At 71.8% G+C, this 22,357-nt stretch carries 17 protein-coding genes; 4 read left to right on the forward strand and 13 right to left on the reverse strand.

Going from position 1 to position 22,357, the window contains the following annotated elements:
- Nucleotides 1–307 precede the first annotated feature (307 nt).
- Nucleotides 308–1,297 carry a 2-hydroxyacid dehydrogenase gene (locus H180DRAFT_RS14255; protein ID WP_107097654.1) on the reverse strand — a complete coding sequence of 330 codons (990 nt, stop codon included), beginning with the start codon at nucleotides 1,295–1,297 and terminating at the stop codon, nucleotides 308–310.
- A gap of 128 nt (nucleotides 1,298–1,425) precedes the next feature.
- Between H180DRAFT_RS14255 and H180DRAFT_RS14260 the strand changes: the two genes are divergently transcribed.
- The 4 genes from H180DRAFT_RS14260 (at nucleotide 1,426) to H180DRAFT_RS14275 (ending at nucleotide 4,337) form a co-directional block, all read left to right on the forward strand.
- A complete protein-coding gene (locus tag H180DRAFT_RS14260) occupies nucleotides 1,426–2,427 on the forward strand; it encodes an aldo/keto reductase (protein ID WP_055486415.1) in 1,002 nt (333 codons plus the stop codon).
- 134 nt (nucleotides 2,428–2,561) lie between these two features.
- Nucleotides 2,562–3,725, forward strand: a complete 1,164-nt coding sequence (locus H180DRAFT_RS14265; RefSeq protein WP_079100102.1) for a PQQ-dependent sugar dehydrogenase — start codon at nucleotides 2,562–2,564, stop codon at nucleotides 3,723–3,725.
- Nucleotides 3,726–3,822: 97 nt separating this feature from the next.
- Complete coding sequence (locus H180DRAFT_RS14270) at nucleotides 3,823–4,092, forward strand: DUF6191 domain-containing protein (RefSeq protein WP_055486416.1); 270 nt, start codon at nucleotides 3,823–3,825, stop codon at nucleotides 4,090–4,092.
- On the forward strand, nucleotides 4,092–4,337 hold the full coding sequence (locus H180DRAFT_RS14275; RefSeq protein WP_055486417.1) for a DUF6191 domain-containing protein: 246 nt from the start codon (nucleotides 4,092–4,094) through the stop codon (nucleotides 4,335–4,337). The genes H180DRAFT_RS14270 and H180DRAFT_RS14275 overlap by 1 nt, the downstream gene beginning before the upstream one ends.
- A 63-nt stretch (nucleotides 4,338–4,400) precedes the next feature.
- On the opposite strand, the gene H180DRAFT_RS14280 is transcribed toward H180DRAFT_RS14275, so the two are convergent.
- From H180DRAFT_RS14280 to H180DRAFT_RS14330, 12 genes are all read right to left on the reverse strand, one after another.
- Nucleotides 4,401–7,586, reverse strand: a complete 3,186-nt coding sequence (locus H180DRAFT_RS14280) for a helix-turn-helix transcriptional regulator (protein ID WP_368073123.1) — start codon at nucleotides 7,584–7,586, stop codon at nucleotides 4,401–4,403.
- The gene (locus H180DRAFT_RS29825; RefSeq protein WP_159033578.1) at nucleotides 7,583–7,750 is read right to left on the reverse strand and encodes a hypothetical protein; all 168 of its coding nucleotides are present in this window, start codon (nucleotides 7,748–7,750) and stop codon (nucleotides 7,583–7,585) included. Before H180DRAFT_RS29825 ends, H180DRAFT_RS14280 begins: the two co-directional genes overlap by 4 nt.
- Nucleotides 7,751–7,983: 233 nt before the next feature.
- Nucleotides 7,984–8,640, reverse strand: coding sequence for a hypothetical protein (locus H180DRAFT_RS14285; RefSeq protein ID WP_055486418.1), 657 nt, complete (start codon nucleotides 8,638–8,640; stop codon nucleotides 7,984–7,986).
- Between the two features lie 6 nt (nucleotides 8,641–8,646).
- Complete coding sequence (locus tag H180DRAFT_RS14290; RefSeq protein ID WP_055486419.1) at nucleotides 8,647–10,992, reverse strand: MMPL family transporter; 2,346 nt, start codon at nucleotides 10,990–10,992, stop codon at nucleotides 8,647–8,649.
- 527 nt (nucleotides 10,993–11,519) lie between these two features.
- Nucleotides 11,520–13,028 (reverse strand): Asp-tRNA(Asn)/Glu-tRNA(Gln) amidotransferase subunit GatB, encoded by a 1,509-nt coding sequence (gene gatB / locus H180DRAFT_RS14295; protein ID WP_055486420.1) that lies wholly within the window; start codon nucleotides 13,026–13,028, stop codon nucleotides 11,520–11,522.
- 12 nt (nucleotides 13,029–13,040) lie between these two features.
- Nucleotides 13,041–13,286 carry a hypothetical protein gene (locus H180DRAFT_RS14300; RefSeq protein ID WP_055486421.1) on the reverse strand — a complete coding sequence of 82 codons (246 nt, stop codon included), beginning with the start codon at nucleotides 13,284–13,286 and terminating at the stop codon, nucleotides 13,041–13,043.
- A complete protein-coding gene (gene gatA / locus H180DRAFT_RS14305) occupies nucleotides 13,283–14,776 on the reverse strand; it encodes an Asp-tRNA(Asn)/Glu-tRNA(Gln) amidotransferase subunit GatA (protein ID WP_055486422.1) in 1,494 nt (497 codons plus the stop codon). Before gatA ends, H180DRAFT_RS14300 begins: the two co-directional genes overlap by 4 nt.
- 3 nt (nucleotides 14,777–14,779) lie before the next feature.
- A complete protein-coding gene (gatC, locus tag H180DRAFT_RS14310) occupies nucleotides 14,780–15,076 on the reverse strand; it encodes an Asp-tRNA(Asn)/Glu-tRNA(Gln) amidotransferase subunit GatC (RefSeq protein WP_055486423.1) in 297 nt (98 codons plus the stop codon).
- 696 nt (nucleotides 15,077–15,772) lie between these two features.
- Nucleotides 15,773–18,058 carry a putative bifunctional diguanylate cyclase/phosphodiesterase gene (locus H180DRAFT_RS14315; RefSeq protein ID WP_079100103.1) on the reverse strand — a complete coding sequence of 762 codons (2,286 nt, stop codon included), beginning with the start codon at nucleotides 18,056–18,058 and terminating at the stop codon, nucleotides 15,773–15,775.
- A gap of 256 nt (nucleotides 18,059–18,314) precedes the next feature.
- The gene (ligA, locus tag H180DRAFT_RS14320) at nucleotides 18,315–20,495 is read right to left on the reverse strand and encodes an NAD-dependent DNA ligase LigA (RefSeq protein ID WP_055486424.1); all 2,181 of its coding nucleotides are present in this window, start codon (nucleotides 20,493–20,495) and stop codon (nucleotides 18,315–18,317) included.
- A 15-nt stretch (nucleotides 20,496–20,510) separates the two neighbouring features.
- Entirely contained in the window at nucleotides 20,511–21,545 is a 1,035-nt protein-coding gene (locus H180DRAFT_RS14325) for a methionine synthase (protein ID WP_055486425.1), read from the reverse strand.
- The gene (locus H180DRAFT_RS14330; protein ID WP_055486426.1) at nucleotides 21,542–22,231 is read right to left on the reverse strand and encodes an SDR family oxidoreductase; all 690 of its coding nucleotides are present in this window, start codon (nucleotides 22,229–22,231) and stop codon (nucleotides 21,542–21,544) included. The genes H180DRAFT_RS14325 and H180DRAFT_RS14330 overlap by 4 nt, the downstream gene beginning before the upstream one ends.
- Nucleotides 22,232–22,357: the final 126 nt, after the last annotated feature.

The following is a 22,357-nucleotide window of genomic DNA, read 5'->3' on the forward strand; positions in this document are numbered from 1 at the left end:
CACACGCACGCGGGTACGCCCGCGCTCCGGCCTCGCTGCGGGACCGGCCGACGGCATCGTGTCCGTGGTGTATGACGCTTCGTCCACCGGCAGTTCGTCCATTGGCCGCGCATTCGCCCGTCGCCCCCCTCGTGTCCGGGTTCGCCCCCCTCTTGGACGATACACCAGAACAGTCACAGAGGGACATAGTCCCGATACAGAACGTGACGACCAGCGACGTTGCGGCCACTGGGAGCGTTCGTACGCCTCCGGAGCGTATTTTCCCGGCGGTTGCGGCGCCCTCCGGACAACTCCCGGGCGCCCCGGATCACTCGGCCACGGCCACCGTGTGCTCCAGCGGCTCGCCCCGCGCCCACCGGCCCAGCTGATTGCGCAACAGCCGCTTCGCGCGCGGCAGGAAGGCAGTCGTCGGCCCGCCGACGTGGGGCGTGATCAGCACACCCGGGGCGTGCCAGAGCGGGTGTCCGGCGGGCAGCGGCTCCGGGTCGGTCACGTCGAGCGCCGCGCGCAGCCGGCCCGACTCCACCTCCGCCAGGAGGGACTTGGTGTCCACGACTCCACCGCGTGCGACGTTGACGAGCAGAGCGCCGTCCTTCATCCGGGAGAGGAATCCTGCCCCCGCAAGGCCCCGGGTCTCCTCCGTCAGCGGCGTGCACAGGATCACCACGTCGGCGTGCGGCAGGAGCCGGGGAAGGCTGTCGAGCGCGTGCACGGGACCCCGCGGCGACTCACGCGCCGTACGGGCGACGCGAGTCACCTCCTCGACCTCGAAGGGCACGAGCCGCTCCTCCACGGCCGAACCGATCGCTCCGTGGCCCACGATGAGCACGGACTTGTCGGCCAGCGCGTCGTAGACCCCGGGGCTCCACTCCTCTGCGTCCTGCGCCCGTACGAAGGTGGGCAGCCGGCGCAGCGCCGCCAGCGTGAGCGTGAGCGCCAGTTCGGCGGTGGAGGCGTCGTGCACGCCGCGGGCGTTGCACAGCAGGGTTCCGGCGGGAAGGTCCGGCACGGCGTCGGCGACGTGGTCTATCCCCGCCGTGAGCGTCTGCACCACCCGCAGCCGTGGCATCTCCCGCAGCGGGCGCACGGCCACGGCCTGCCCCTTCATGTAAGGGACCACGTAGAAGCCGCAGCGTGCAGGGTCTGCGGGGAACTCCTCGTCGCCGTCCCAGAAGTGGTACGTGAGGCCGTCCGGGAGTCCTTCGATGTGCGCGGGGGGAATCGGCAGCCACACGTCTGTGGCGGTCCGTTCCGCCGACGGTGTCCCCGATTCCTGCGGTGCCGGTGAGGGTGCCATGGTCAGAGGCTAGTTGCTGACGCGCCCCGCGCCGGAAGAGGTCCGTGAGGAGTGAGGCACGTGCCCTCGTCGGACGCTGCCGCGGGCAGGCGTTAGTTTGGGGGCCGGCAGAGGGGAGTCGGGTCCAGGTGGAGCGCAGGACGATCGGTGCGGCAGCGCTCGAAGTGGGTGCGATCGGCCTCGGCTGCATGCCGATGAGCTGGGCGTACTCCACCTCCGAGCAGAACGGTGAGGAGTCCGTCCGTACGGTGCACGCCGCGCTGGACCGCGGCGTGACGCTGCTGGACACCGCCGACATGTACGGGCCGTTCACCAACGAGCTGCTCATCGGCCGCGTCCTCAAGGAACGCCGCCACGACGCGTTCGTCTCCACCAAGTGCGGGCTGCTGGTCGGAGAACAGCACATCGTCGCCAACGGCCGCCCCTCGCACGTGAAGCGGGCCTGCGACGCGTCGCTGCGGCGGCTGCAGACGGACTTCATCGACCTCTACCAACTGCACCGCGTCGACCCCGAGGTGCCGGTCGAGGAGACGTGGGGCGCCATGTCCGAACTGGTCGCCGCCGGCAAGGTACGCGCCCTCGGCTTCTGCGCCGTCGGCGCGCGGGCGGACCACAGGAAGAGCCCCGGTGCGGCCGGGGTGGACGCCGCGACGATCCGTCACCTGGAGCGCGTGCAGGGCGTCTTCCCCGTCAGCGGCGTGCAGGCGGAGCTGGCCGTCTGGTCGCGTGAGGCGCTGGAGTCGCTGCTGCCGTGGTGCGTCTCGCACGGGGTCGGGTTCATGGCCGCCATGCCGCTCGGCAGCGGCTACCTGAGCGGCACCCTCACTCCGGGCGGCGGCTTCGAGGCGGACGACGTGCGTGCCCGGCACCCGCGCTTCACCGCCGAGATGATGGCCGCCAACCAGCCGGTCGTGGCGGGACTGCGCCGGATCGCGGAACGGCACGGCGCGACGCCCTCCCAGGTGGCCCTCGCGTGGCTGCTGGCGCAGGGCCGGCAGGTGATCCCGCTGCCGGGCACAAAGAAGGAACGCTTCCTGACGGAGAACTGCCGGGCGGCGGACCTGGAGCTCACACCCGCCGACCTGGCCGAACTGGGCGCGCTGCCCGCCGCACGGGGGTCGTGGGAGTAGGCCCGCGGCCTCGTCCCCGTGCTCGCATCCGTACGGGAAGTTCCGCTGTGCGCGGCAGGGAGTTCACGGATGTGGTGTGCTGAGTCCTCCGATCACACCGTGACCGAGCACACCGACACCGGGAGGCACCGACCGTGCGAAGCCGCTACCTGCCGTCCGTGCGAGCCGCCGCGGCGGGGCTCGTCGTCCTGGCGCTGGTGACCACGGGCTGTTCCGACGACTCGGGCGGACCCTCGCCCGAGAAGTCCCGGTCCGCCTCGCCCAGCGCGGAGAGCGGGCCGGACGCCACGGCGTCGGCGGCGCCCGCGAAGGGCTCGGTGAAGGTGGAGCGCACCATCACCACCCGTCTGAAGTCGCCCTGGGGCCTGGCGCCGCTCCCGGACGGCGGGCTGCTGGTCTCCCAGCGCGACGACGGCAAGATCCTCCGCGTCGACGAGCGCAACGGCAAGAAGACCGAACTCGGCACGGTGCCGGGCGTGCAGGCGAGCGGCGAGGGAGGCCTCCTCGGCATCGCCGTGCCGCCCGACAACGCCAAGATGGTCTACGCGTATCTGACGACGGCGTCCGACAACCGCATCGTCCGCATGGTCTACGACCCGGAGAAGCCCGCCGGCCGGCAGCTCGGCGCGCCCGACACGGTCCTCAAGGGAATCCCGAAGGGCGAGATCCACAACGGCGGACGCATCGCGTTCGGGCCCGACAAGATGCTCTACGCCGGCACGGGAGAGTCGGGCCAGGGGGGCCTGGCGCAGGACAAGGAGTCACTGGGCGGCAAGATCCTCCGCATGACTCCCGACGGCGACCCGCCCGGCCAGGGCAACCCGGAGCCCGACTCGTACTTCTACAGCTACGGCCACCGGAACGTGCAGGGCCTCGCCTGGGACGCCGAGAAGCGGCTGTGGGCGAGCGAGTTCGGCCAGAACACGTGGGACGAGCTGAATCTCATCCGTCCCGGCAAGAACTACGGCTGGCCCGAGGCCGAGGGGCGCGAGGGGAAGTCGGGCTTCGTCGAACCGGTGGAGCAGTGGCGCACGGCCGACGCGTCGCCCAGCGGCATCGCCGTCGTCAAGGGATCCGTGTGGATGGCGGGCCTGCGCGGCGAACGGCTGTGGCGCATCCCGCTGAAGGGCACGGCACCGGCGGCCGACCCGCAGGCGTTCCTGGAGGGCAGGTACGGACGGCTGCGCACCGTCGTCGCCGACGGCAGTGGCGGCCTGTGGCTGATGTCGAGCGAGACGGACGGACGCGGAAGCCCGGAAAAGGGCGACGACCGTATCCTGAAGCTGAAAGTGAGCTAGGTCTGTCGTTTGGGCCGTCGCGGGCCCGCGACGGCCCAAACGACAGACCATGGGTCCGGCGAGGCCGCGGGCGCGGACTCACCGGACCGGAGGGCCGATGTTCAACCTGATCGAGGAACTGTTCTCCCCGGGCCGCAGGCACACGGACGACGAACGCCGGCGGCTGGAGCACACACGGGTCGAAGAGGGCAGCAACGATCCGGGGCAGGGCCCGATCGACCTGAGCTCCGGACGCGTGCTGATCCGCCCGCGGGAGGAACAGGCCACGCACACGACGGACACGGACACGGACACGACCGGCACGGATACGGCGAACACGGACACGACGGACGCGCGGACCGACCACGACGGCGACAGGAGCCGGTGATGGACATCGCGGGCAGCATCTTCCATCCGAGCCAGCAGCACGCTCAGCACGAGCAGCAGCGGCTGGCGCACACATACGTCGTCGAGGGAACTCACGAACCGGGCTGCGGCCCGGTCGACCTCGGCTCCGGCAGGATCGTGATCGCTCTCCAGGACCAGCACGCGATTCTGCCCGCGCGGCCCAAGCTCGAAGACGACTCCGCCGGTGAGGACTCCGGCGCCGACGGACCGCCCGACCTGCTCTGACCGCCCGCCTTGCTCTGCCGGGGCGGCGCCGCCTCACCGCCCGCCGGCACCGGCCCGGCAGGCTCAGCCCGCCGCCGGGCGGGTGTCCGCGTCGGTGAGCAGCCGCAGCCGGTGAGCCATGGCCGCCGCCTCACCGCGCCCGCCCACCCCGAGCTTCGCCAGGATGTTGGAGACGTGCACGCTCGCCGTCTTGGGCGAGATGAACAGCTGCTCGGCTATCTGCCTGTTGCTGCGCCCTGCGGCGACGAGGCGGAGCACGTCCCGCTCACGCTGCGTCAGTCCGAAGGTGTCCGCGGGCTCCTCCGCCTGCGCCGGGGAGCGCCGGGCTCCCGATGACGGCGCGGCAGCAGCAGGCAGCCGGGCCCGTACGGAGAGCTGTTCGATCTCGGTGCGGAGCGGTTCGGCGCCGAGCCGCCGGGCGACCTTGTACGCCGCCGCCAGCAGTTCGTTCGCGCGCTCGCGCGCCTCCCGGCTCTGCGCCCCGTCCTCGAGCAGCGCCTCCGCCAGGCGCTGACGTGCCAGGGCCAGGTGGTACGGGCGCTCCATCGCCTCGAAGGCCTCCGTGACCGCCTGCCAGGCCCCGGGGTCCGAACACCCCTCGGCCCGGCGGATCTCCGCCGAGACGAGCGCCGCGTGCGCCCCCCAGACGGGCGCCGGGTGCGGCAGGCGGCGCGCGGCGGTGCGCAGCTCCTCCAGCACGGCCGCGCGCCCCTCCTCGGCGGCGGGCAGGCCGCGAACGCCGGCCTCGTGCACCGCCGCGGCGTGCAGCAGCGGCCAGGCGTAGCGGTGCGTGCCGGGCGGGAAGCCCGCCTCCAGCGCGGCCCTCAACTCGGCGCGTACGGCAGCGAAGTCACCGCGGCCCGCGGCCACAGCCAGCTCGAAGTGGCGCAGCTGGACGGCGGCGTTCGCGGCGGCCGCATGGCTGCCCATCACCTCGCGGGCCGCCTCCACAGTCGCCTTCAGGCCCTCCAGATCGCCGTGGCCGAGCTGGAGATGGGCTTTCATCAGGGCGGCGAAGCCCTTGGTCTCCGCCGAGCGCGCCGCGGCCGCCGCCTCCTCGGTGATCCGGGCGGCGTCGGCCCACTCCCCCAAGGCGTACAGCGACTCGGCCTGGTTGCCCAGCGCGAAGCCGCACATGTCGGGGCGTCCGTGCGTCGCCGCTCCCTCCGCCGCCCGTACCGCGGCGGCGACCGCTTCCCGGGAGCGGCCCGCGGACTCCAGCTCCGTGGCGATGTTGATGTCGGCCCGCCCGACGACCCCGAAAGCGCCCGCCGCTAGGGCAGCTTCCCGCGCGATGCTCATCTCGTCGATGCCGGCACCCAGATCGCCGGAGTCGGCCATGAGGATGCCGAGGGTGATGCGGCCCTGCCACTCGATCGTGGTGGCGCCGACGACACGGGCGAGCTCGACGGCCCGCACCGCCGTGCTCATGGCCTCCGGGCCCGGCCGGTGCATCATGCCCCAGCTCGCGGCGCTGGTCAGCACGTCCGCGTGCACGGCGGACGGCGGCAGCCCGCGCACGAGTTCCTGCGCGCGGGCGATCTCCGCCCATCCGTCGCCCCGGCCCAGGGCCTCGACGGTCTTGGCGCGGCTGACCCAGAACCACGCTGCGCGCAGCGGGTCGACGTCGTGGTCCAGCAGGTCGAGGGCGCGTTTGGTCAGGGCGAGGGCGCGTTCGACGTCACCGCCGGTGCGGGCGGCCACGACGGCCTCGGCCAGCAGCTCCATGAACGACAGCGACTCCGCGGCCGGTTCCTCTGCGCAGTCGGCGGGGCGGGGATAGACCTCCGCCTCGTCCATGGGGCGCAGCCGCTCCCGCGCCTCCTCCGGGACCTCGTGCCACAGCTCGATGGCGCGCTCCAGCAGCTGGTGCTGCTCGGCGAAGGCGTGTCTTCGCCGAGCCTCGACGGCCGCGGCGAGCACGGCGGGCAGCGCCTTCGCCGCGTCCCGGCCGTGGTACCAGTAGTGCGCCAGGCGCGTCGTGCACTCCTCGGCCCGTACGAGCGAGGGGTCTGCCTCCAGGGACTTGGCATAGCGACGGTTGAGTGCTGCGGCCTCCCCCGGCAGCAGGTCCTCGCCGACCGCCTCGCGCAGCAGGGCGTGCCGGAACCGGTAGCCGTCTCCGTCCTCGGTCGGCAGAAGCACGTTGGCGCCGACGGCCACGCGCAGCGCGTCCAGCAGTTCCGCCGCGGGCAGTTCGCAGACGGCGGCGAGCAGCGCGTGCCCCACGGCGGACCCGCCCTGGGCGGCGACCCTCAGCACCTGCTGGGCGTGCTCGGGAAGCGCTTCGACACGTACCAGCAGCAGGTCGCGCAGGGAGTCGCTGATGCCGCACGTGGCGCAGTTGGCGGTGAGCTCCTCGACGAAGAAGGGATTGCCGTCGGAGCGTTCGAAGATGACACGCGCCTGCTCGGGTTCGGGTTCGGCGACCCCCTGGATCGCCGCTATCTGCGCGTGCACCTCCGCCCGTGTCAGCCGGGGCAGTTCGATGCGGCGGACGCTGCGCAGCCGGTCGAGCTCGGCCAGGAACGGGCGCAGCGGATGGCGGCGGTGGATGTCGTCCGAGCGGTACGTGGCGAGCAGGACCAGCCGGGAGGTGTGCACGGAGCGGTAGAGGTAGCCGAGGAGTTCGCGGGTGGAGCGGTCCGCCCAGTGCAGGTCCTCCAGGGCGATAACGACCGTACGGCCGGTGGCCAGCCGCTCCAGCAGCTGTGCCGTCAGCTCGAAGAGGCGGGCGCGTCCGTCCTCTTCGTCGTACGCCTCGGCGGCAGCGGCTCCGGGGCTGCCCGGCGCGGGCGCCAGATCGGGCAGCAGGCGGGCCAGCTCGGCCTCCCGGCCCGCGACGGCCGCGGCCAGATCGGCCTCGCCCAGTCTCCGGTGCAGGCCGCGCAGGGCGGTGGCGAAGGGCGCGAACGGCAGCCCGTCCGCGCCCAGTTCGAGGCAGCCGCCGACGGCCGTGGTGGCGCCGGCGGCACGGGCGGTGCGGAGGAACTCCTCCAGCAGGCGGCTCTTGCCGACGCCTGCCTCACCGCCCAGGAGCAGTGCCTGCGGCTCGCCCGCGTCGGCGCGGGCGAGCGCATCCTTGAGCAGCGTCAGTTCGTCGGCGCGGCCGACGAATACCGGACTGATGGTGGTCTGGCTGGGCACGTCGCCCAGCATGGCACCCGCCACCGACATCGCGGCAGCCGGTTTCCCGCCCGGCGCCTGCCCTCTCAGGACGGGCTGCAGCGGCGCCGGTGCCTCCTTCACGCGGACCTGAGCCAGAAGCGGCGTGCCCGCCTCGCGTGGCGCGCGGCCTCCTCCCGGTGCTGGTGTCCGCCTGCGTCGGCCTCAAGGGCGCGGCGCTCGGCCGCGGCCTTCTGCCGCATTTCGGCGATGCGCAGGAGCCCTGCCTCGTGGCCGTAGTAGTGCATCTCTGACTCTCCCGGTGTCGTGTGGACGGTCTGTTTTCCGCTGTCTCCACACTCGTCTCCCAGGTGGGGTCGCCGCATCGGGCACCTGCCCGGTCTTACGGCTCCAAGGGGCCTTAGCCGTACGGCCGGGGGGTCTTAGGGGACCTTCAGGCACGGCCGAGCCGCCCGCTCCCGGGTCCTGGGACCCGTGGGCGGGCGGCTCGGCCGTTGGTCGCTTCAGATGTGAACGGGGGTCACTGTGCGGGCGGCCCGGCGGGGGCGCTCGGCATCTCGGGGGCCGCGGCGAACAGGTCGAAGTACATGCCGCCGGCCACGGCGAGGCCGATCACGCCGAGGACGACTCCGCCCAGCGCGACCGACTTGACCCAGGAGGCCGTCTCGGCCCGCTTGGCGACGAGCGCGAACAGCACACCGCCCACGAGTACGGCGATCAGCGCGAAGATCCCGTTGAGGAGGGCGGTCGCATGCCAGGGCGCACCGTAGAGCGCGTTGATCTGGTCGGCTCCGCCGCCTCCGCCCTGCGGGGCCTGGGCGCTGCTCTCGATCTGCCCGATGAGCTGTTTGCGATCGCGCAGCATCTCGCTGAGAGAGGTGCCCGTGAGGGACGCGAGGCCCAGCGCGGCGCTCACGACGGCGCCGGCGCCGGCACCCGTCCCGCTGCGGCGCACGTCGGTCGCGACGACCGTCTCCTCGACGTGGACCTCGTCGGGGGAGGCGTCGTCCTGGAGGATCTCGGTACGGGTCTCGGCGGTACCGGCGGCGGTCTCTTCCGCGTTGCCGGTGGCCTTCTTCTCAGCGTTGTCGGTGGTGTCGGTGTTGTCGGTACCGGTCTCCGCCGGCGTGGCGGCGGTCTCTTCGGTCTTGTCGGTCTTGGTCGTCTCGGTAGCCATGGGGCGTCACCGTAGGGGCCGTTTCTGAGAGTCCGATGAGAGTTCGGGACGCGGCGCGGGGACCGCGGCGGCCACGGGTTCCGGCAGCGCTTCGGGAGAGGGTTCGGGGACGGCTTCCGGCTCGATGCTGAGGCGCGGAAGCAGCCGGTCCATCCAGCGCGGCAGCCACCAGTTGGCACTGCCCAGCATGTGCATGAGGGCCGGGACCAGCAATGTACGCAGCACGAACGCGTCCAGCGCCACGGCGGCCGCGAGGCCGATGCCGAACATCGCGATGATCCTGTCGCCGCTGAGCACGAACGCGCCGAAGACCGCGATCATGATGACGGCGGCGGAGTTGATCACCCGTCCCGTCTCGGCCAGCCCCACGCGTACGGATCTGCGGTTGTCGCCGGTCAGACGCCACTCCTCGTACATGCGGCTGACGAGGAAGACCTGGTAGTCCATCGACAGCCCGAAGAGCACCGACACCATGATCACCGGCAGGAACGGTTCTATCGGGCCGGAGCCGCCCAGGCCCATCAGGCCGCTGCCCCACCCCCACTGGAAGACTGCGACGACGACGCCGCAGGCCGCGGCCACCGCCATCACGTTCATCAGGGCGGCCTTCAGCGGGATGCCGATGCTGCGGAAGGCCAGCAGCAGCAGCGCGCAGCCGAGGGAGACCACGACGCCGACGAACAGCGGCAGCTTGCCGAGTATCACGGAGGCGAAGTCGTCGTGCGCCGCCGTGATGCCGCCGACCTTCACATCCAGCGAGCTGGACCCGGTGGCCTGGGGCAGCACGTCCTCGCGCAGGTCCTCCACGAGCTGCGAGGTGCTCTCGTCCTGCGGCGCGCCGTCCGGGACGACTGTGATCACGCCGGTGCTGCCGCTGCCGTTCAGCTCCGCCCCGGAGACCTGCGCGACGCCTCCGACGTCGCGCAGCTCGCCGGGCAGCTTCTCGAAGTCGAGCTTCGCCTTGGCGTCGTCGATCTCGCCGACCAGCGTGAGCGGACCGTTCGTGCCGGCCCCGAACCCGTCGGACATCAGGTCGTAGGCCTGCCGGGTCGTCGTCGTACTCGGGTTGCTGCCCTGGTCGGAGGTGCCCAGCTGAAGCCCGCCGACCGGAACCGCCAGCCCCACCATCAGCACCGCGGCGATGCCGCCGAGCAGCCGCGGACGGCGTGCGACGAAGGCCGACCAGCGCGCCGCCGCACCGGCACGGGCACGGCCGCCGCCCTTCCCCGGCTTCTCGTCCTCGTCCGTCATGTGCAGGTCGGCCGGCTCCTGCGGTCCGTCTTCTGCGAGCCTGCGCCGTTCGCGCCTGCTCAGTGCGCGCTTGCCGATCACGCCGAGCAGGGCGGGCAGGAGCGTCACCGAGGAGAGCACCGTCAGCACCACGGTCAGCGAGGCGGCGATGGCGACGCCGTTGAGGAAGCTCAGCTTCAGCACGAGCATGCCGAGGAGTGCGATGCAGACCGTCACGCCCGCGAACACCACGGCCCGTCCCGCCGACGCGACGGCACGCTCCGCCGCCTCCGCGACGGGCATGCCCTCCTTCAGGCCCCGGCGGTGTCTGGTGACGATGAAGAGGGCGTAGTCGATACCGACGCCGAGGCCGATGAGGGTGCCGAGCATCGGCGCGAAGTCGGCCACCGTCATCACATGACTCAGCAGTCCGATGCCGAGGATTCCCGTGCCGACACTGACGAGGGCCGTCACCAGGGGCAGCAGCATCGCCGCCAGGGAGCCGAAGGCCACCAGCAGCACGACGGCCGCCACGGCGATGCCGACGGCCTCGCTGATGTGGCCTTCCTGCTTCTCGGTCAGCGCGACGCCGGGCCCGCCGAGCTCGACGTCCATGCCGGGCACGTCGTCGCCGGCGCGCTGCGCGGTGTCGACGACGCGCTGCACGTCCTTCTTGTCGAGCTTCTCCGGGGGGGCGTCGAACTTCACCGTCGCGTATGCGGTGCGGCCGTCACGGCTGATGCGGTCCTGTTGCTCGCCGCGGTCGCCCGTGCCGGAGCCGCCGTAGGGGCTCTGGACCGAAGCCACCCCGGGCAGGGCCGCGACGTCGTCGAGGGTCCGGTCCATGGTCCTCTCGACCTGGGTGTCGCGGACCTTGTCGGTGGCGGCGTCGGTTCCCTTGCCCGTGTGCCAGACGATCGTGTCGCCGTCGCCGCGGCGGTCCGGGAAGCTCTCGCTGATCAGCGTGTTGGCCCGCCCGGACTCGGTGCCCGGCACGTCGTACTTGTTGGAGAAGGCCGAACCGGTGAGGACGGCCGAGGTGCCCACGCCCAGCAGGACGGCACACCAGAGAAGGATCACGGACAGACGGCGGCGCAGGCACCACCGAGCGAGAGCCGTCATGTACGCGTCGACCTCTTCCAGGGGTGTGGGGCGTGTACGGTTCCCCGGCCCGGGTGGCACGTCGTTCCGTACGGGTCCGGCCGGGAGCGGGCTTTGGGTCCCCCAGGCCGCCGGGCCGAGGGTGGGGGTCCCCCCAGGCCGTTAGGCCGAGGGTGGGGGTCCCCCCAGGCCGTTAGGCCGAGGGTGGGGGTCCCCCCAGGCCGTTAGGCCGAGGGGGAACATCGTGATGCGGTCGTGATGTTCCGCTCTGGCAGAGTGACACCGCACGAAGATCCTTTGCCACCTTTGTGTTGATGACCACATATGCGGTGCTGCCGTGGCTCAGCAGCAGGTCGTCCCGTACGCCGGTTCCCGGCGCAATGTGTGCCGGCGCAAAGCCCCGGGGGCGGGCAGGCCCCGGCCCGGGGACCGCACGCGGGAGCACACAGGGGCCGCACAGGGCCTGCTCGCACAGGGCCCGTGCGAAAGGGGCGGCCCGTGCGGACCGCCCCTTCCCTTGCTCCGGCTCCTCGACGCGGAGCCCGGACTCAGCCCTCGACGCCGAGCTTCTCCAGGATCAGCTCGCGCACACGCGCCGCGTCCGCCTGCCCGCGAGTGGCCTTCATGACCGCGCCGACGAGCGCACCGGCCGCCTGCACCTTGCCGCCACGGATCTTCTCCGCGATGGCGGCGTTGCCCGCGATGGCCTCGTCCACGGCGGCGCCGAGCGCGCCCTCGTCGGAGACCACCTTCAGCCCGCGCTTCTCCACGACCTCGTCCGGTGTGCCCTCGCCGTCCAGCACGCCCTCGATGGCCTGCCGCGCGAGCTTGTCGTTGAGCGAGCCCTCCTCGACGAGCGCACACACCCGGGCGACGTCCTCCGGGCCGATGGGCAGGTCCGCCAGGTCGGTGCCCGACTCGTTGGCGCGGCGGGCGAGTTGGCCCATCCACCACTTGCGGGCCTGGTCGGCGGGCGCGCCCGCGTCGACGGTCGCCACGATCAGGCCGACGGCACCCGCGTTGAGGGCGGACTGCATCTCGTGCTGCGAGATCCCCCATTCCTCCCGCAGCCTGTTGCGGCGCAGGCGCGGCAGCTCCGGCAGGCCCGCCCGCAGCTCCTCGACCCACTCGCGCGACGGAGCGACGGGGACGAGGTCCGGCTCGGGGAAGTAGCGGTAGTCCTCCGCCTCCTCCTTGACGCGGCCGGAAGTGGTGCTGCCGTTGTCCTCGTGGAAGTGCCGGGTCTCCTGGACGATCTTCTCGCCCGCGTCCAGCACCGCGGCGTGCCGCTGGATCTCGAAGCGGGCCGCCCGCTCCACACTCCGCAGCGAGTTGACGTTCTTCGTCTCGCTGCGCGTGCCGAACGCCTTCTCACCCTTGGGGCGCAGCGACAGGTTCACGTCGCAGCGCATCTGCCCCATTTCCATGCGGGCCTCGGAGACGCCCAACGCCTTGATCAGCTCCCGCAGTTCGGCCACGTACGCCTTCGCCACCTCGGGCGCGCGCTCCCCCGCACCCTCGATCGGCTTGGTGACGATCTCGATGAGCGGGATGCCGGCACGGTTGTAGTCGAGCAGCGAGTGCGAGGCGCCGTGGATGCGGCCCGTGGCGCCGCCGATGTGCGTCGACTTGCCGGTGTCCTCCTCCATGTGCGCGCGCTCGATCTCGACCCGGAAGACCTCGCCGTCCTCCAACTGCACGTCGAGGTAGCCGTTGAAGGCGATCGGCTCGTCGTACTGGGAGGTCTGGAAGTTCTTCGGCATGTCCGGGTAGAAGTAGTTCTTCCGCGCGAAGCGGCACCACTCCGCGATCTCGCAGTTCAGCGCGAGACCGATGCGCACGGCGGACTCGACGCCCTTGGCGTTGACGACCGGAAGCGCGCCGGGCAGCCCAAGACAGGTCGGGCACGTCTGGCTGTTGGCGTCGGCGCCGAGGGTCGTCGAACAGCCGCAGAACATCTTCGTCGCGGTGCCGAGCTCGACGTGGACCTCCAGCCCCATGACGGGGTCGTAGGCGGCCAACGCGTCCTCGTACGGCACCAGTTCAGTGACGGTCACGGATTTCGCCTCTCAGTCGTCCCAGAGGACATCGTCGATGTCGAGCCGTCGCAGCTCCCGTACGAGCAGCGCCACACCGGTGACGATCCCCGCCGCCGAGACGGCGACGTCGACCAGCTGGAGCATGTCGCCCTCGCGCCGGGCCTCCCTGCCGCGCTTGACCGTGCCGACCACGCTGAAGAGGGACGCCCCGATGGACACGTACATTCCGATGCGGGACTTCTTCAACCCCTTGGCCTTCTGCAGCTTTCCACTCACAGCGACGGTGCCTCCTCAAGCAGCGGGTGCCCCCAACGTGCCTGGTGAGCGGCTTCCAGGGCCGCACCGACACGATAGAGACGGTCATCGGCCATGGCCGGGGCGATGATCTGCAGCCCCACCGGCAGGCCGTCCTCCGGGGCCAGACCGCACGGTACGGACATGGCGGCGTTCCCGGCCAGGTTGGACGGGATGGTGCACAGGTCGGCCAGATACATGGCCATCGGATCGTCGGCGCGCTCACCGATCGGGAAGGCCGTGGTCGGCGTGGTGGGCGAGACCAGAACGTCCACCTCGCCGAACGCACGCTCGAAGTCACGCTTGATGAGCGTGCGGACCTTCTGCGCCGAGCCGTAGTAGGCGTCGTAGTAGCCGGAACTGAGCGCGTACGTGCCGAGCATGACGCGGCGCTTGACCTCGTCGCCGAAGCCCGCCGCGCGGGTCAGCGCGGTGACCTCCTCCGCGGAACGCGTCCCGTCGTCGCCCACGCGCAGGCCGTAGCGCATCGCGTCGAAGCGGGCCAGGTTGGAGGAACACTCCGACGGAGCGATCAGGTAGTACGCGGCCAGCGCCTTGGTGAAGGACGGGCACGAGACCTCGACGACCTCGGCGCCCAGTTCGCGCAGCAGCTCCACCGTCTCGTCGACGCGCTGGAGCACTCCCGCCTGATAGCCCTCGCCCCGGAACTCCTTGACGACGCCGACGCGCAGACCCGCCACGTCACCGTTGCGCGCGGCCGTGACGACGTCCGGCACGGGCTGGTCGATCGAAGTCGAGTCCAGCTCGTCGTGGCCCGCGATGACGGAGTGCAGCAGAGCCGCGTCCAGCACATTGCGGGCACAGGGCCCTCCCTGGTCGAGGGAGGAGGAGAAGGCCACCATGCCGTAGCGGGAGACCCCGCCGTAGGTCGGCTTCACGCCCACGGTGCCGGTGACGGCGGCGGGCTGGCGGATGGAGCCGCCGGTGTCGGTGCCGATCGCCAGCGGCGCCTCGTACGCGGTGATCGCCGCGGAGGAGCCGCCGCCGGAGCCGCCGGGGATGCGCGTGAGGTCCCACGGGTTGCCCGTCGGCCCGTACGCGCTGTTCTCGGTCGAGGACCCCATGGCGAACTCGTCCATGTTGGTCTTGCCGAGGATGACGACGTCCGCCTCCTTCAGCTTCCGCACGACGGTCGCGTCGTACTGCGGGATCCAGCCCTCGAGGATCTTCGAACCCACCGTGGTGGGGACGCCCTCAGTGGTGAAGAGGTCCTTCACGGCGACCGGCACGCCTGCCAGCGGGCCGAGCCGCTCACCGCGCGCACGCTTCTCGTCGACCTCCCGGGCCTTGGCGAGGGCACCCTCACGGTCGACGTGCAGGAACGCGTGCACCTTCTCGTCCACCGCGTCGATGCGCGCCAGATGCGCCTCGACGACCTCGACGGCGGTGACCTCGCCGCTCGCGATCCGCTCGGCGGTCTCCGCCGCGGTCAGTCTCGTCAGATCGGCCATCGCTCAGTCCTCCCCCAGGATCTGCGGCACCTTGAAGCGCTGCTGCTCCTGCGCGGGGGCTCCCGAGAGCGCCTGCTCGGGAGTCAGCCCCGGACGCACGTGGTCCGGGCGCATCACGTTGGTGAGCGGCAGCGGGTGGGAGGTCGGCGGTACGTCCTCGTTGGCGACGTCGGAGACGGTGGCGACAGCACCGATGATGTCGTCTAGCTGACCGGCGAAGTGATCCAGCTCTTCGTCCTTCAGCTCCAGGCGCGCCAGCCGGGCGAGGTGGGCGACCTCCTCGCGCGAGATGCCAGGCATGCAGCGGTCCTCTGGGTGAGTGTCGGATTTTCCGCTCCCAATCCTATGGCTCCCGCGAGGGCGGCTGCGCCGGGCCCGGTCTCCGGGCGGGGTGCGGGCCGGGTGCGCCTCCGGTGCGTGGTGGGTGCCAGGGGCGTGCCGTTCCGGCGTACATGTCCGGACGGCACGATTTACGGCCGACTTCACGGAACAGGTTCGTGAGCTCTGCATCGGCCACAATCACGCTTGAGTGTCCGGACACGCACGCCTCCACGCCCCGCCCCCTCCCGTCGCTCCAGCGGCTCTCCCCCACTGGCCACATGGGTCCACCGGTCCGCACCCGTACGGGTCCACTTCCGCCACTCCCCCTGAACCACTCCTGGCAGGAAGGTTGTTGAGCCCTTCCGCACCCCACGTGGCGACCGCCGGCCCGGTCACAGCCGGACGGGAACCGGATGATCGGGAAGACGCCAACGGGGCGCAGGGACTGGTGCCGAGTGCTTACCGGGACGGGAGCGGCACTGGTGGGACGGCGGGAGGGGGTGGGACGCGCAGGCGGTGTTTCCGGGACACTCAAGCGTGATTTGTGCCCGATGCGAACCTGACGAATCTGTTCGCTGAAGTCGGGCGCAAATCATGCGGTGCCGGGGGCGCCGCCGGAGCGGCACGCCCCCGGCACCACCCACGCACCGTCGGCGCATCGGAACTGCAGGGCCGTTACTGGACCGGCTGCCAGCCCGTGGGGCGGTTCGCGTCGTGGGATCCGTTCGGCTTCGGCGGCGGCCCCGAGGAACGGGGCCCGCTCCCCGTGGAGCCGGTGTGCGGACGGATCGAGCTCGTGGCCGACGCCGACGGGCCGCACTCCAACTGCGGCCGCGGACGGGCGCTCTCCAAGGAGTGCGGGACTCCCTCGCGCGCCCTCAGCCACGCCGTCGTCTCGTCGGGCGGCATGGCAGCGGCCACCAGCCAGCCCTGCACCGCGTCGCACCCCAGGTCCCGCAGCCTCTCCCAGGTCTCGTCGTCCTCGACGCCCTCGGCTACGACCAACAGGCCCAGCGAGTGGGCCAGATCGACGGTGCAGCGCACGATCTCCGCGTCCTCCGCGTCGACCGCGAGCCGCGCGACGAAGGACCGGTCGATCTTCAGCTCGCTCACCGGCAGCCTGCGCAGATGCACGAGCGAGGAGTAGCCGGTGCCGAAGTCGTCCAGCGACATCTTCACTCCGTGCCCAGCCAGCGCCGCGAGGGTGTCGGCGGCGCGGTGCGGGTCCTCCAGCAGGACGTGTTCCGTGATCTCCAACTGGAGCGCGCCTGCGGGGACTCCGTGCCGCGCGAGACGTCCGGCGACGGCGCCGGCGAAACCGGGCGCGTGGACGTCGCGGGGCGAGACGTTCACGGCGACGGGAACCGTGAGCCCGTCGGAGCGCCAGCGTGAGACCTGGGCGAGAGCGGTCTCCAGCACGTATTCGGTGAGCCGCGGCATGAGCCCCGACGTCTCGGCTATGGCGATGAACTCGTCCGGGGGGACGCGTCCACGCTCGGGGTGGACCCACCGCACCAGCGCCTCCAGGCCGGAGACGACACCGTCGAAGCCGACCTTCGGCTGGTAGTGCAGCGCGACCTCCCCCGCGTCGAGCGCCCGTCGCAGATCGGCGAGCAGGCCCAGCCTGTCGGGGGTGTTGCCGTCGCGCGTGGCCTCGTAGACCTCGACGCCCGTGCGGTCCCGCTTGGCCTCGTACATCGCCACGTCCGCGCGCCGCAGCAGCCCTTCGGCCTCCCGCGCGTGCTCCGGGAAGACGGCCACTCCCGCGCTCGCCTCGAGGACGAGCGTCAGCCCGTCGAGGTCGAGCGGCGAGCCCAGCGCGGAGACGAGGGTGCGGGCGGCGCGCATGGCGCTGGTGGTGGAGTCGGCCAGCGGCAGCAGGACGGCGAACTCGTCACCGCCCAGCCGGGCGGCCTCGGCGCCGCGCGGAAGTTCGGCCCGCAGCCGTTCGGCGATCTTCAACAGCAGTCTGTCGCCCGCGAGATGCCCGAGTGTGTCGTTGACGGAGCGGAAGCGGTCCAGGTCGATGAGGACGAGGGCGGAACGGGCCTCCGTGCGGTCCGCCTCGTCCAGGGCGGACCAGGTGCGCTCCAGCAGCCACTGGCGGTTGGGCAGACCGGTGAGCGGGTCGCGCAGCGCCTCCTCCGCGCGGACGCGGGCGATCCACAGCGTCGAGTCCAGCGCGATGAGCGGCACCGCGAACAGCGGCAGCAGCACGGGCCGGTACGCGGCGACGACCGCTATCAGCGGGGATATGCCCAGCAGGGCGACGGCCACGAGCCCCTGACGCTGCAGCGCCCTGCGCAGCGCGGTGGGCAGGCCCGTCTTGCGCGGGGCCTGCGAGAACCACAGCAGGGTGCGCGTGATGACGAGGTAGGCGAAGGCGGCCATGACGACCTCGGGCACCGCGAAGTAGCCCCAGTCGTCCGGACTCCACGGATTCCCGACGGACGGGTGCACGCCCGCGACGGCCAGCGACAGCGCGGCGGCTCCTATGCCCAGGATGTCGACGGCGCCCTGCACCACCGCCTGCCGCCAGTGGCGGCGCACCGCGCCCACCAGCCCCACGACGGCGAGGCTCACCAGTACGGCCGGCGCCCAGCCGTACAGCAGCAGGATCGCCAGCGTCAGTGCGGCGCCCGATCCGGTGCCGCTCCACCAGCGGTCACGGCCCAGCGCGACGAGGTGACCGACGATCAGGGCCGTGAGCACCGCCAGGGACCAGCCCGTCACCGCGTCCGGGAAGAGGGCCCTGCCGTCCGTCGCGACCCGGAAGATGCCGGTGCCGAGAGCCAGGCCCGCCCCGACGACCACGAGTAAGGGCAGGCCGGGCACCCGCAGCGCTGCGATGCGTTGCACCCACGGAACGTCCTCCGCTCCGCCCGTGGACCCCGTACTGCCGCTCGTGTCGTCGGGCAGGCTGGAGTACGGGGGGCCGTGGCCCCCAGGAATTTCCTGCATGCCCGTCCCTCCGCCGGCCGTCCGTGCCTGCTTCCCCAAACCAGGCACACACATCAACAGTAGGCCGCACACCGCTTCCAGGGCAGCGATCGTTCCGGGTTGGCTGTGCGCGACCCGGCTGATCCAGCCCCTTTCACACACAACAGCCGATAACTGTGCGGCTTCTGAGTGCATACCCGGACGCAAACGCACGGGACACCTGTGACGGCCACTCAACAATGTTAAAAGCGGGACGAGTTGGCGCGTCCCCCGTGCCCTATTCGGGATGCTTTTCGGCCACTTCGCGTGCGGCGTCCGGGCCTTGCTCCAGAAGAACGGCGAGACCGTCATCGTCCAAAATAGGCACCTTCAACTGGACGGCCTTGTCGTATTTGGACCCAGGGCTTTCCCCGACGACCACGAACCCGGTCTTCTTCGAAACGGATCCGGTCACTTTCGCGCCCCGTTCCTGGAGGGCCTCCTTCGCGCCGTCCCGGGTGAGCGTCGCCAGCGTCCCCGTGACGACGACGGTGATCCCTTCCAGCGGCCGTGGACCCGACTCCGCCGAGCCCTCCTCCTCCATCCGCACGCCCGCCGCACGCCACCGCTCGACGATCTCGCGGTGCCAGTCCTCCGCGAACCAGGCCTTCAGCGAGGCGGCGATGGTCGGCCCGACGCCCTCCGTGGCCGCCAGTTCCTCCTCGCCGGCCTCGGCGATCCGCTCCAGGGAACGGAACTCGCGGGCCAGCGCCTCGGCGGCCACCGGCCCCACATGACGGATCGAGAGCCCGGTGATGATCCGCGGCAGCGGGCGTTCCCTGGCGGCCTGGATGTTCTCCAGCATCGCCAGCGTGTTCTTGCGCGGCTCGCCCTTCTGGTTGGCGAAGAGGGTGACGACCTTCTCCTCGCCGGTCTCCGGATCGCGCTTGGGCAGGCCGCTGTCCGGGTCCAGGACGTAGGACTTGATGGGCAGCAGATCCTCGACCTCCAGGTCGAACAGGCCGCCCTCGTCCTTCAGCGGCGGATCGGCCGGCTCCAGGGGCTGTGTGAGCGCCGAGGCCACCACGTAGCCGAAGTGCTCGATGTCGAGGGACTTGCGGCCCGCCAGATAGAACAGGCGCTCCCGCAACTGGGCGGGGCAGGAACGGGCGTTGGGGCACCGCAGGTCGATGTCGCCCTCCTTCATCGGGCGCAGCGCCGTCCCGCAGTCCGGGCAGTGCGTGGGCATCTCGAACTCGCGCTCGCTGCCGTCCCGCAGATCGGCGACCGGCCCCAGGATCTCCGGGATCACATCGCCGGCCTTGCGCAGCACCACGGTGTCCCCGATGAGCACGCCCTTGGACCGGACGACCTCCTGGTTGTGCAGGGTGGCGAACTCGACCTCGGAGCCGGCGACCGTCACCGGCTCCACCACCGCATACGGCGTCACCCGGCCGGTGCGGCCGACGCCGACACGGATGTCGACCAGCTTCGTGTTCACCTCCTCCGGGGCGTACTTCCACGCGATCGCCCAGCGCGGTGCACGCGAGGTGGAGCCCAGGCGCCCCTGGAGCCGCACCTCGTCGAGCTTGACGACGACTCCGTCGATCTCGTGCGCCACCGAGTGACGGTGCTGCCCGTAGTAGGCGATGAACTCGCGGACACCGTCGAGCCCCTTCACCACCTTCGTATGGTCCGACGTGGGCAGGCCCCACCCCCGCAGCAGGTCGTAGGCACCGCTGAGCTTGTCCACGTCGAAGCCGTCGCGGGCACCGACGCCGTGCACCACCATGCGCAGCGGACGCGTCGCCGTGATCTTCGGGTCCTTCTGCCGGAGCGAACCGGCCGCGGCGTTGCGCGGATTGGCGAACGGCTTGTCGCCCGCCTCCACCAGGCGGGCGTTGAGCTCCTCGAAGCGCTCCATCGGGAAGAAGACCTCCCCGCGGACCTCGACCAGTCCGGGAACGTTCTCGCCGCTGAGCCGCTCGGGGATGTCTGCGATCGTGCGGACGTTGGGCGTGATGTCCTCGCCCGTGCGCCCGTCGCCGCGGGTGGCCGCGCGGGTCAGCCTCCCGTGCTCGTAGGTCAGATTGACCGCCAGGCCGTCGATCTTCAGCTCGCACAGGAAGTGGTGCTCCACGCCTTCCAGTTCACGCGAGAGGCGATCGGCCCATTCGTCGAGCTCCGCGTCGTCGAAGGCGTTGTCCAGGGACAGCATCCTCTCGCGGTGCGCGACCTCCGTGAACTCCGTCTCGTACTGGCCCGCGACCTTCTGCGTCGGCGAGTCGGGCGTCACCAGATCCGGGTGGTCCGCCTCCACCGCCTCCAGTTCGCGCAGCAGCCTGTCGAACTCGGCGTCGCTGACGACGGGCGCGTCCTTGACGTAGTAGCGGAAGCGGTGCTCCTCGATCTGCTCAGCCAGCCGCTGATGCCTCTCCCGCACGTCCGCGGGCGCTGGGGCTTGCTCGTTGCCGGCCACCGTCTCGTCCTCCCGTCACTCAGGGTCGTCAGCGAGGGATCTCGCCGCCCGGACGCAGTGCGCGAGCGCCTGCCGCGCGTACACGGGCGAGGCTCCCGCCATACCGCACGCCGGAGTGACCACGACCGACTCCGCGAGGAGGGCCGGTGACAGCCCGAGCCTGCGCCACAGCGACCTGACACCACTGACGCTACCGGCAGGGTCCGACAGTCCCCCCTCCGGCGGTCCGCTCCCCGGGACGACGCCGGCGAACAGCACCGTGCCGCCCTCGACGGCTTCACCGATCGCATCGTCCTCACGCTCGGTGATCAGACTCGCGTCGAAGGAGACACCGCGGACGCCGGCACGGCGCAGCAGTGCGAACGGAGGCCGCGGCGCGCACGAGTGCACGACGACGGGCACGTCCTCCGCCCCGCACGCCGCGGTGACCTCCCGCAGGGCGCCCTCGGCCACGGCACGGTCGACGGCGGCATGGGTACGGTATCCGCTCGCGGTCGGGACGCGCCCCAGCAGCGCGGCCGTCAGCATCGGCTCGTCCAGCTGGAGCACCGGCCGCGAACCGGGCACCCTGCGCCGTACGTCCGCGAGATGCGCCCGCAGCCCCTCGGTCAGGGAGGCCGTCACATCGCGGCATGCGCCCGCGTCACCCAGCACCGCCTCGCCGTTGCGCCGCTCCAGGGTGGCGGCCAGTGTCCACGGGCCGACGGCGGAGACCTTCAGTGCGCGCCGCGCGGTGCCGTCCCCCTGGGTGAACTCCTCCAGCGCGTCCAGGTCTTCGCTCATCCAGGACCGCGCCCGCCGGGTGTCACGGCCGGGCCGGTCGCCGATCCGCCATCCGCTGGGCTCGAGATGCGCGTACAGCTCCGCCAGCAGGCCCACGGTTCGACCGGTCATGTCCGCGCCGGGCCCGCGTGCGGGCAGCTCCGGCAGGAAGGGGAAGGCCTCCAGCGTTCCCGTGACCGTGCGGGCCGCCTCCCGCGCGTCCTCACCCGGCATCGAGCCGACGCCGGTGGCCGCGGCGGCGCCCCACACCTCGCTGCCCGCGCTCATCCGCCCGGCCGCACGGTCAGATCGGTGACCTCGGCTCCGCGCGGCATGTCCAGCGCGGTGATCAGCGCGGTCGCGACGGCCTCCGGGGTGATCCACCGGTCCGGGTCGTACTCCTTGCCCTCCTGGCGGTGCACCTTCTCCTGCATGGGCGTGGCCGTGCGCCCGGGGTAGACCGACGTCACGCGCAGCCCGTTGCCGCTCTCCTCGGCGCGCAGGGCGTCGGCGAGCGCCTTCAGCCCGTGCTTGCTCGCCGCGTACGCGGACCACTGCGGGTTGGCGCGCAGGCCCGCGCCCGAGTTGACGAACAGCACGTGCCCGCGGGCCAGGCGCAGTTGCGGCAGCATCAGGCGCGTCAGCTCCACGGGGGCTACGAGGTTCGCGGCGAGGGTGTGGTTCCAGACCTTGGCGCTCAGTTCGCCCACTCCGCCCAGCTCGACGACGCCCGCGACGTGCTGGAGGGAGTCCAGCTGCCCCGGCAGGTCCTGCTGGGCGAGGGCCCATGAGAGGCGCTCGGGCTCGGCGAGGTCGCCGACGACCGTACGCGCGCCCGTGAACCGCTCCCTCAGCTCCTTGGCCCGTCCGGCGTCGCGCGCCAGCAGCCACAGTTCGTCGCCACGGTCCAGAAGCCGCCGCGTGACGGCGGCGCCGATGCCCGAGCCGGCACCGGTGATCAGATGCGTTGCCATGACCCCATCGTCCCCCAGCGCCGCCGCGACCCGTGAACCGGCCGCTCACCGATGAGTTTCCGGCGCGGTCCGGGTCTGATCGCTGTGAGCCGGGCGGCAGGCGTGTGCGGCCGTCCGGGAACGGCA

Origin of the sequence: Streptomyces sp. WMMB 322, assembly GCF_900090145.1 — a bacterium.
Classification (GTDB): domain Bacteria; phylum Actinomycetota; class Actinomycetes; order Streptomycetales; family Streptomycetaceae; genus Streptomyces.

Coding starts and splice junctions, on each gene's coding strand:
- H180DRAFT_RS14270 (WP_055486416.1), top strand. CDS start 3,823: ATGTTCAACCTGATCGAGGAACTGTTCTCCCCGGGCCGCAGGCACACG.
- H180DRAFT_RS29825 (WP_159033578.1), bottom strand. CDS start 7,750: ATGCACTACTACGGCCACGAGGCAGGGCTCCTGCGCATCGCCGAAATG.
- H180DRAFT_RS14325 (WP_055486425.1), bottom strand. CDS start 21,545: ATGAGCGCGGGCAGCGAGGTGTGGGGCGCCGCCGCGGCCACCGGCGTC.
- H180DRAFT_RS14330 (WP_055486426.1), bottom strand. CDS start 22,231: ATGGCAACGCATCTGATCACCGGTGCCGGCTCGGGCATCGGCGCCGCC.
- H180DRAFT_RS14315 (WP_079100103.1), bottom strand. CDS start 18,058: ATGCAGGAAATTCCTGGGGGCCACGGCCCCCCGTACTCCAGCCTGCCC.
- H180DRAFT_RS14285 (WP_055486418.1), bottom strand. CDS start 8,640: ATGGCTACCGAGACGACCAAGACCGACAAGACCGAAGAGACCGCCGCC.
- H180DRAFT_RS14275 (WP_055486417.1), top strand. CDS start 4,092: ATGGACATCGCGGGCAGCATCTTCCATCCGAGCCAGCAGCACGCTCAG.
- gatA (WP_055486422.1), bottom strand. CDS start 14,776: ATGGCCGATCTGACGAGACTGACCGCGGCGGAGACCGCCGAGCGGATC.
- gatC (WP_055486423.1), bottom strand. CDS start 15,076: ATGCCTGGCATCTCGCGCGAGGAGGTCGCCCACCTCGCCCGGCTGGCG.
- H180DRAFT_RS14290 (WP_055486419.1), bottom strand. CDS start 10,992: ATGACGGCTCTCGCTCGGTGGTGCCTGCGCCGCCGTCTGTCCGTGATC.
- H180DRAFT_RS14255 (WP_107097654.1), bottom strand. CDS start 1,297: ATGGCACCCTCACCGGCACCGCAGGAATCGGGGACACCGTCGGCGGAA.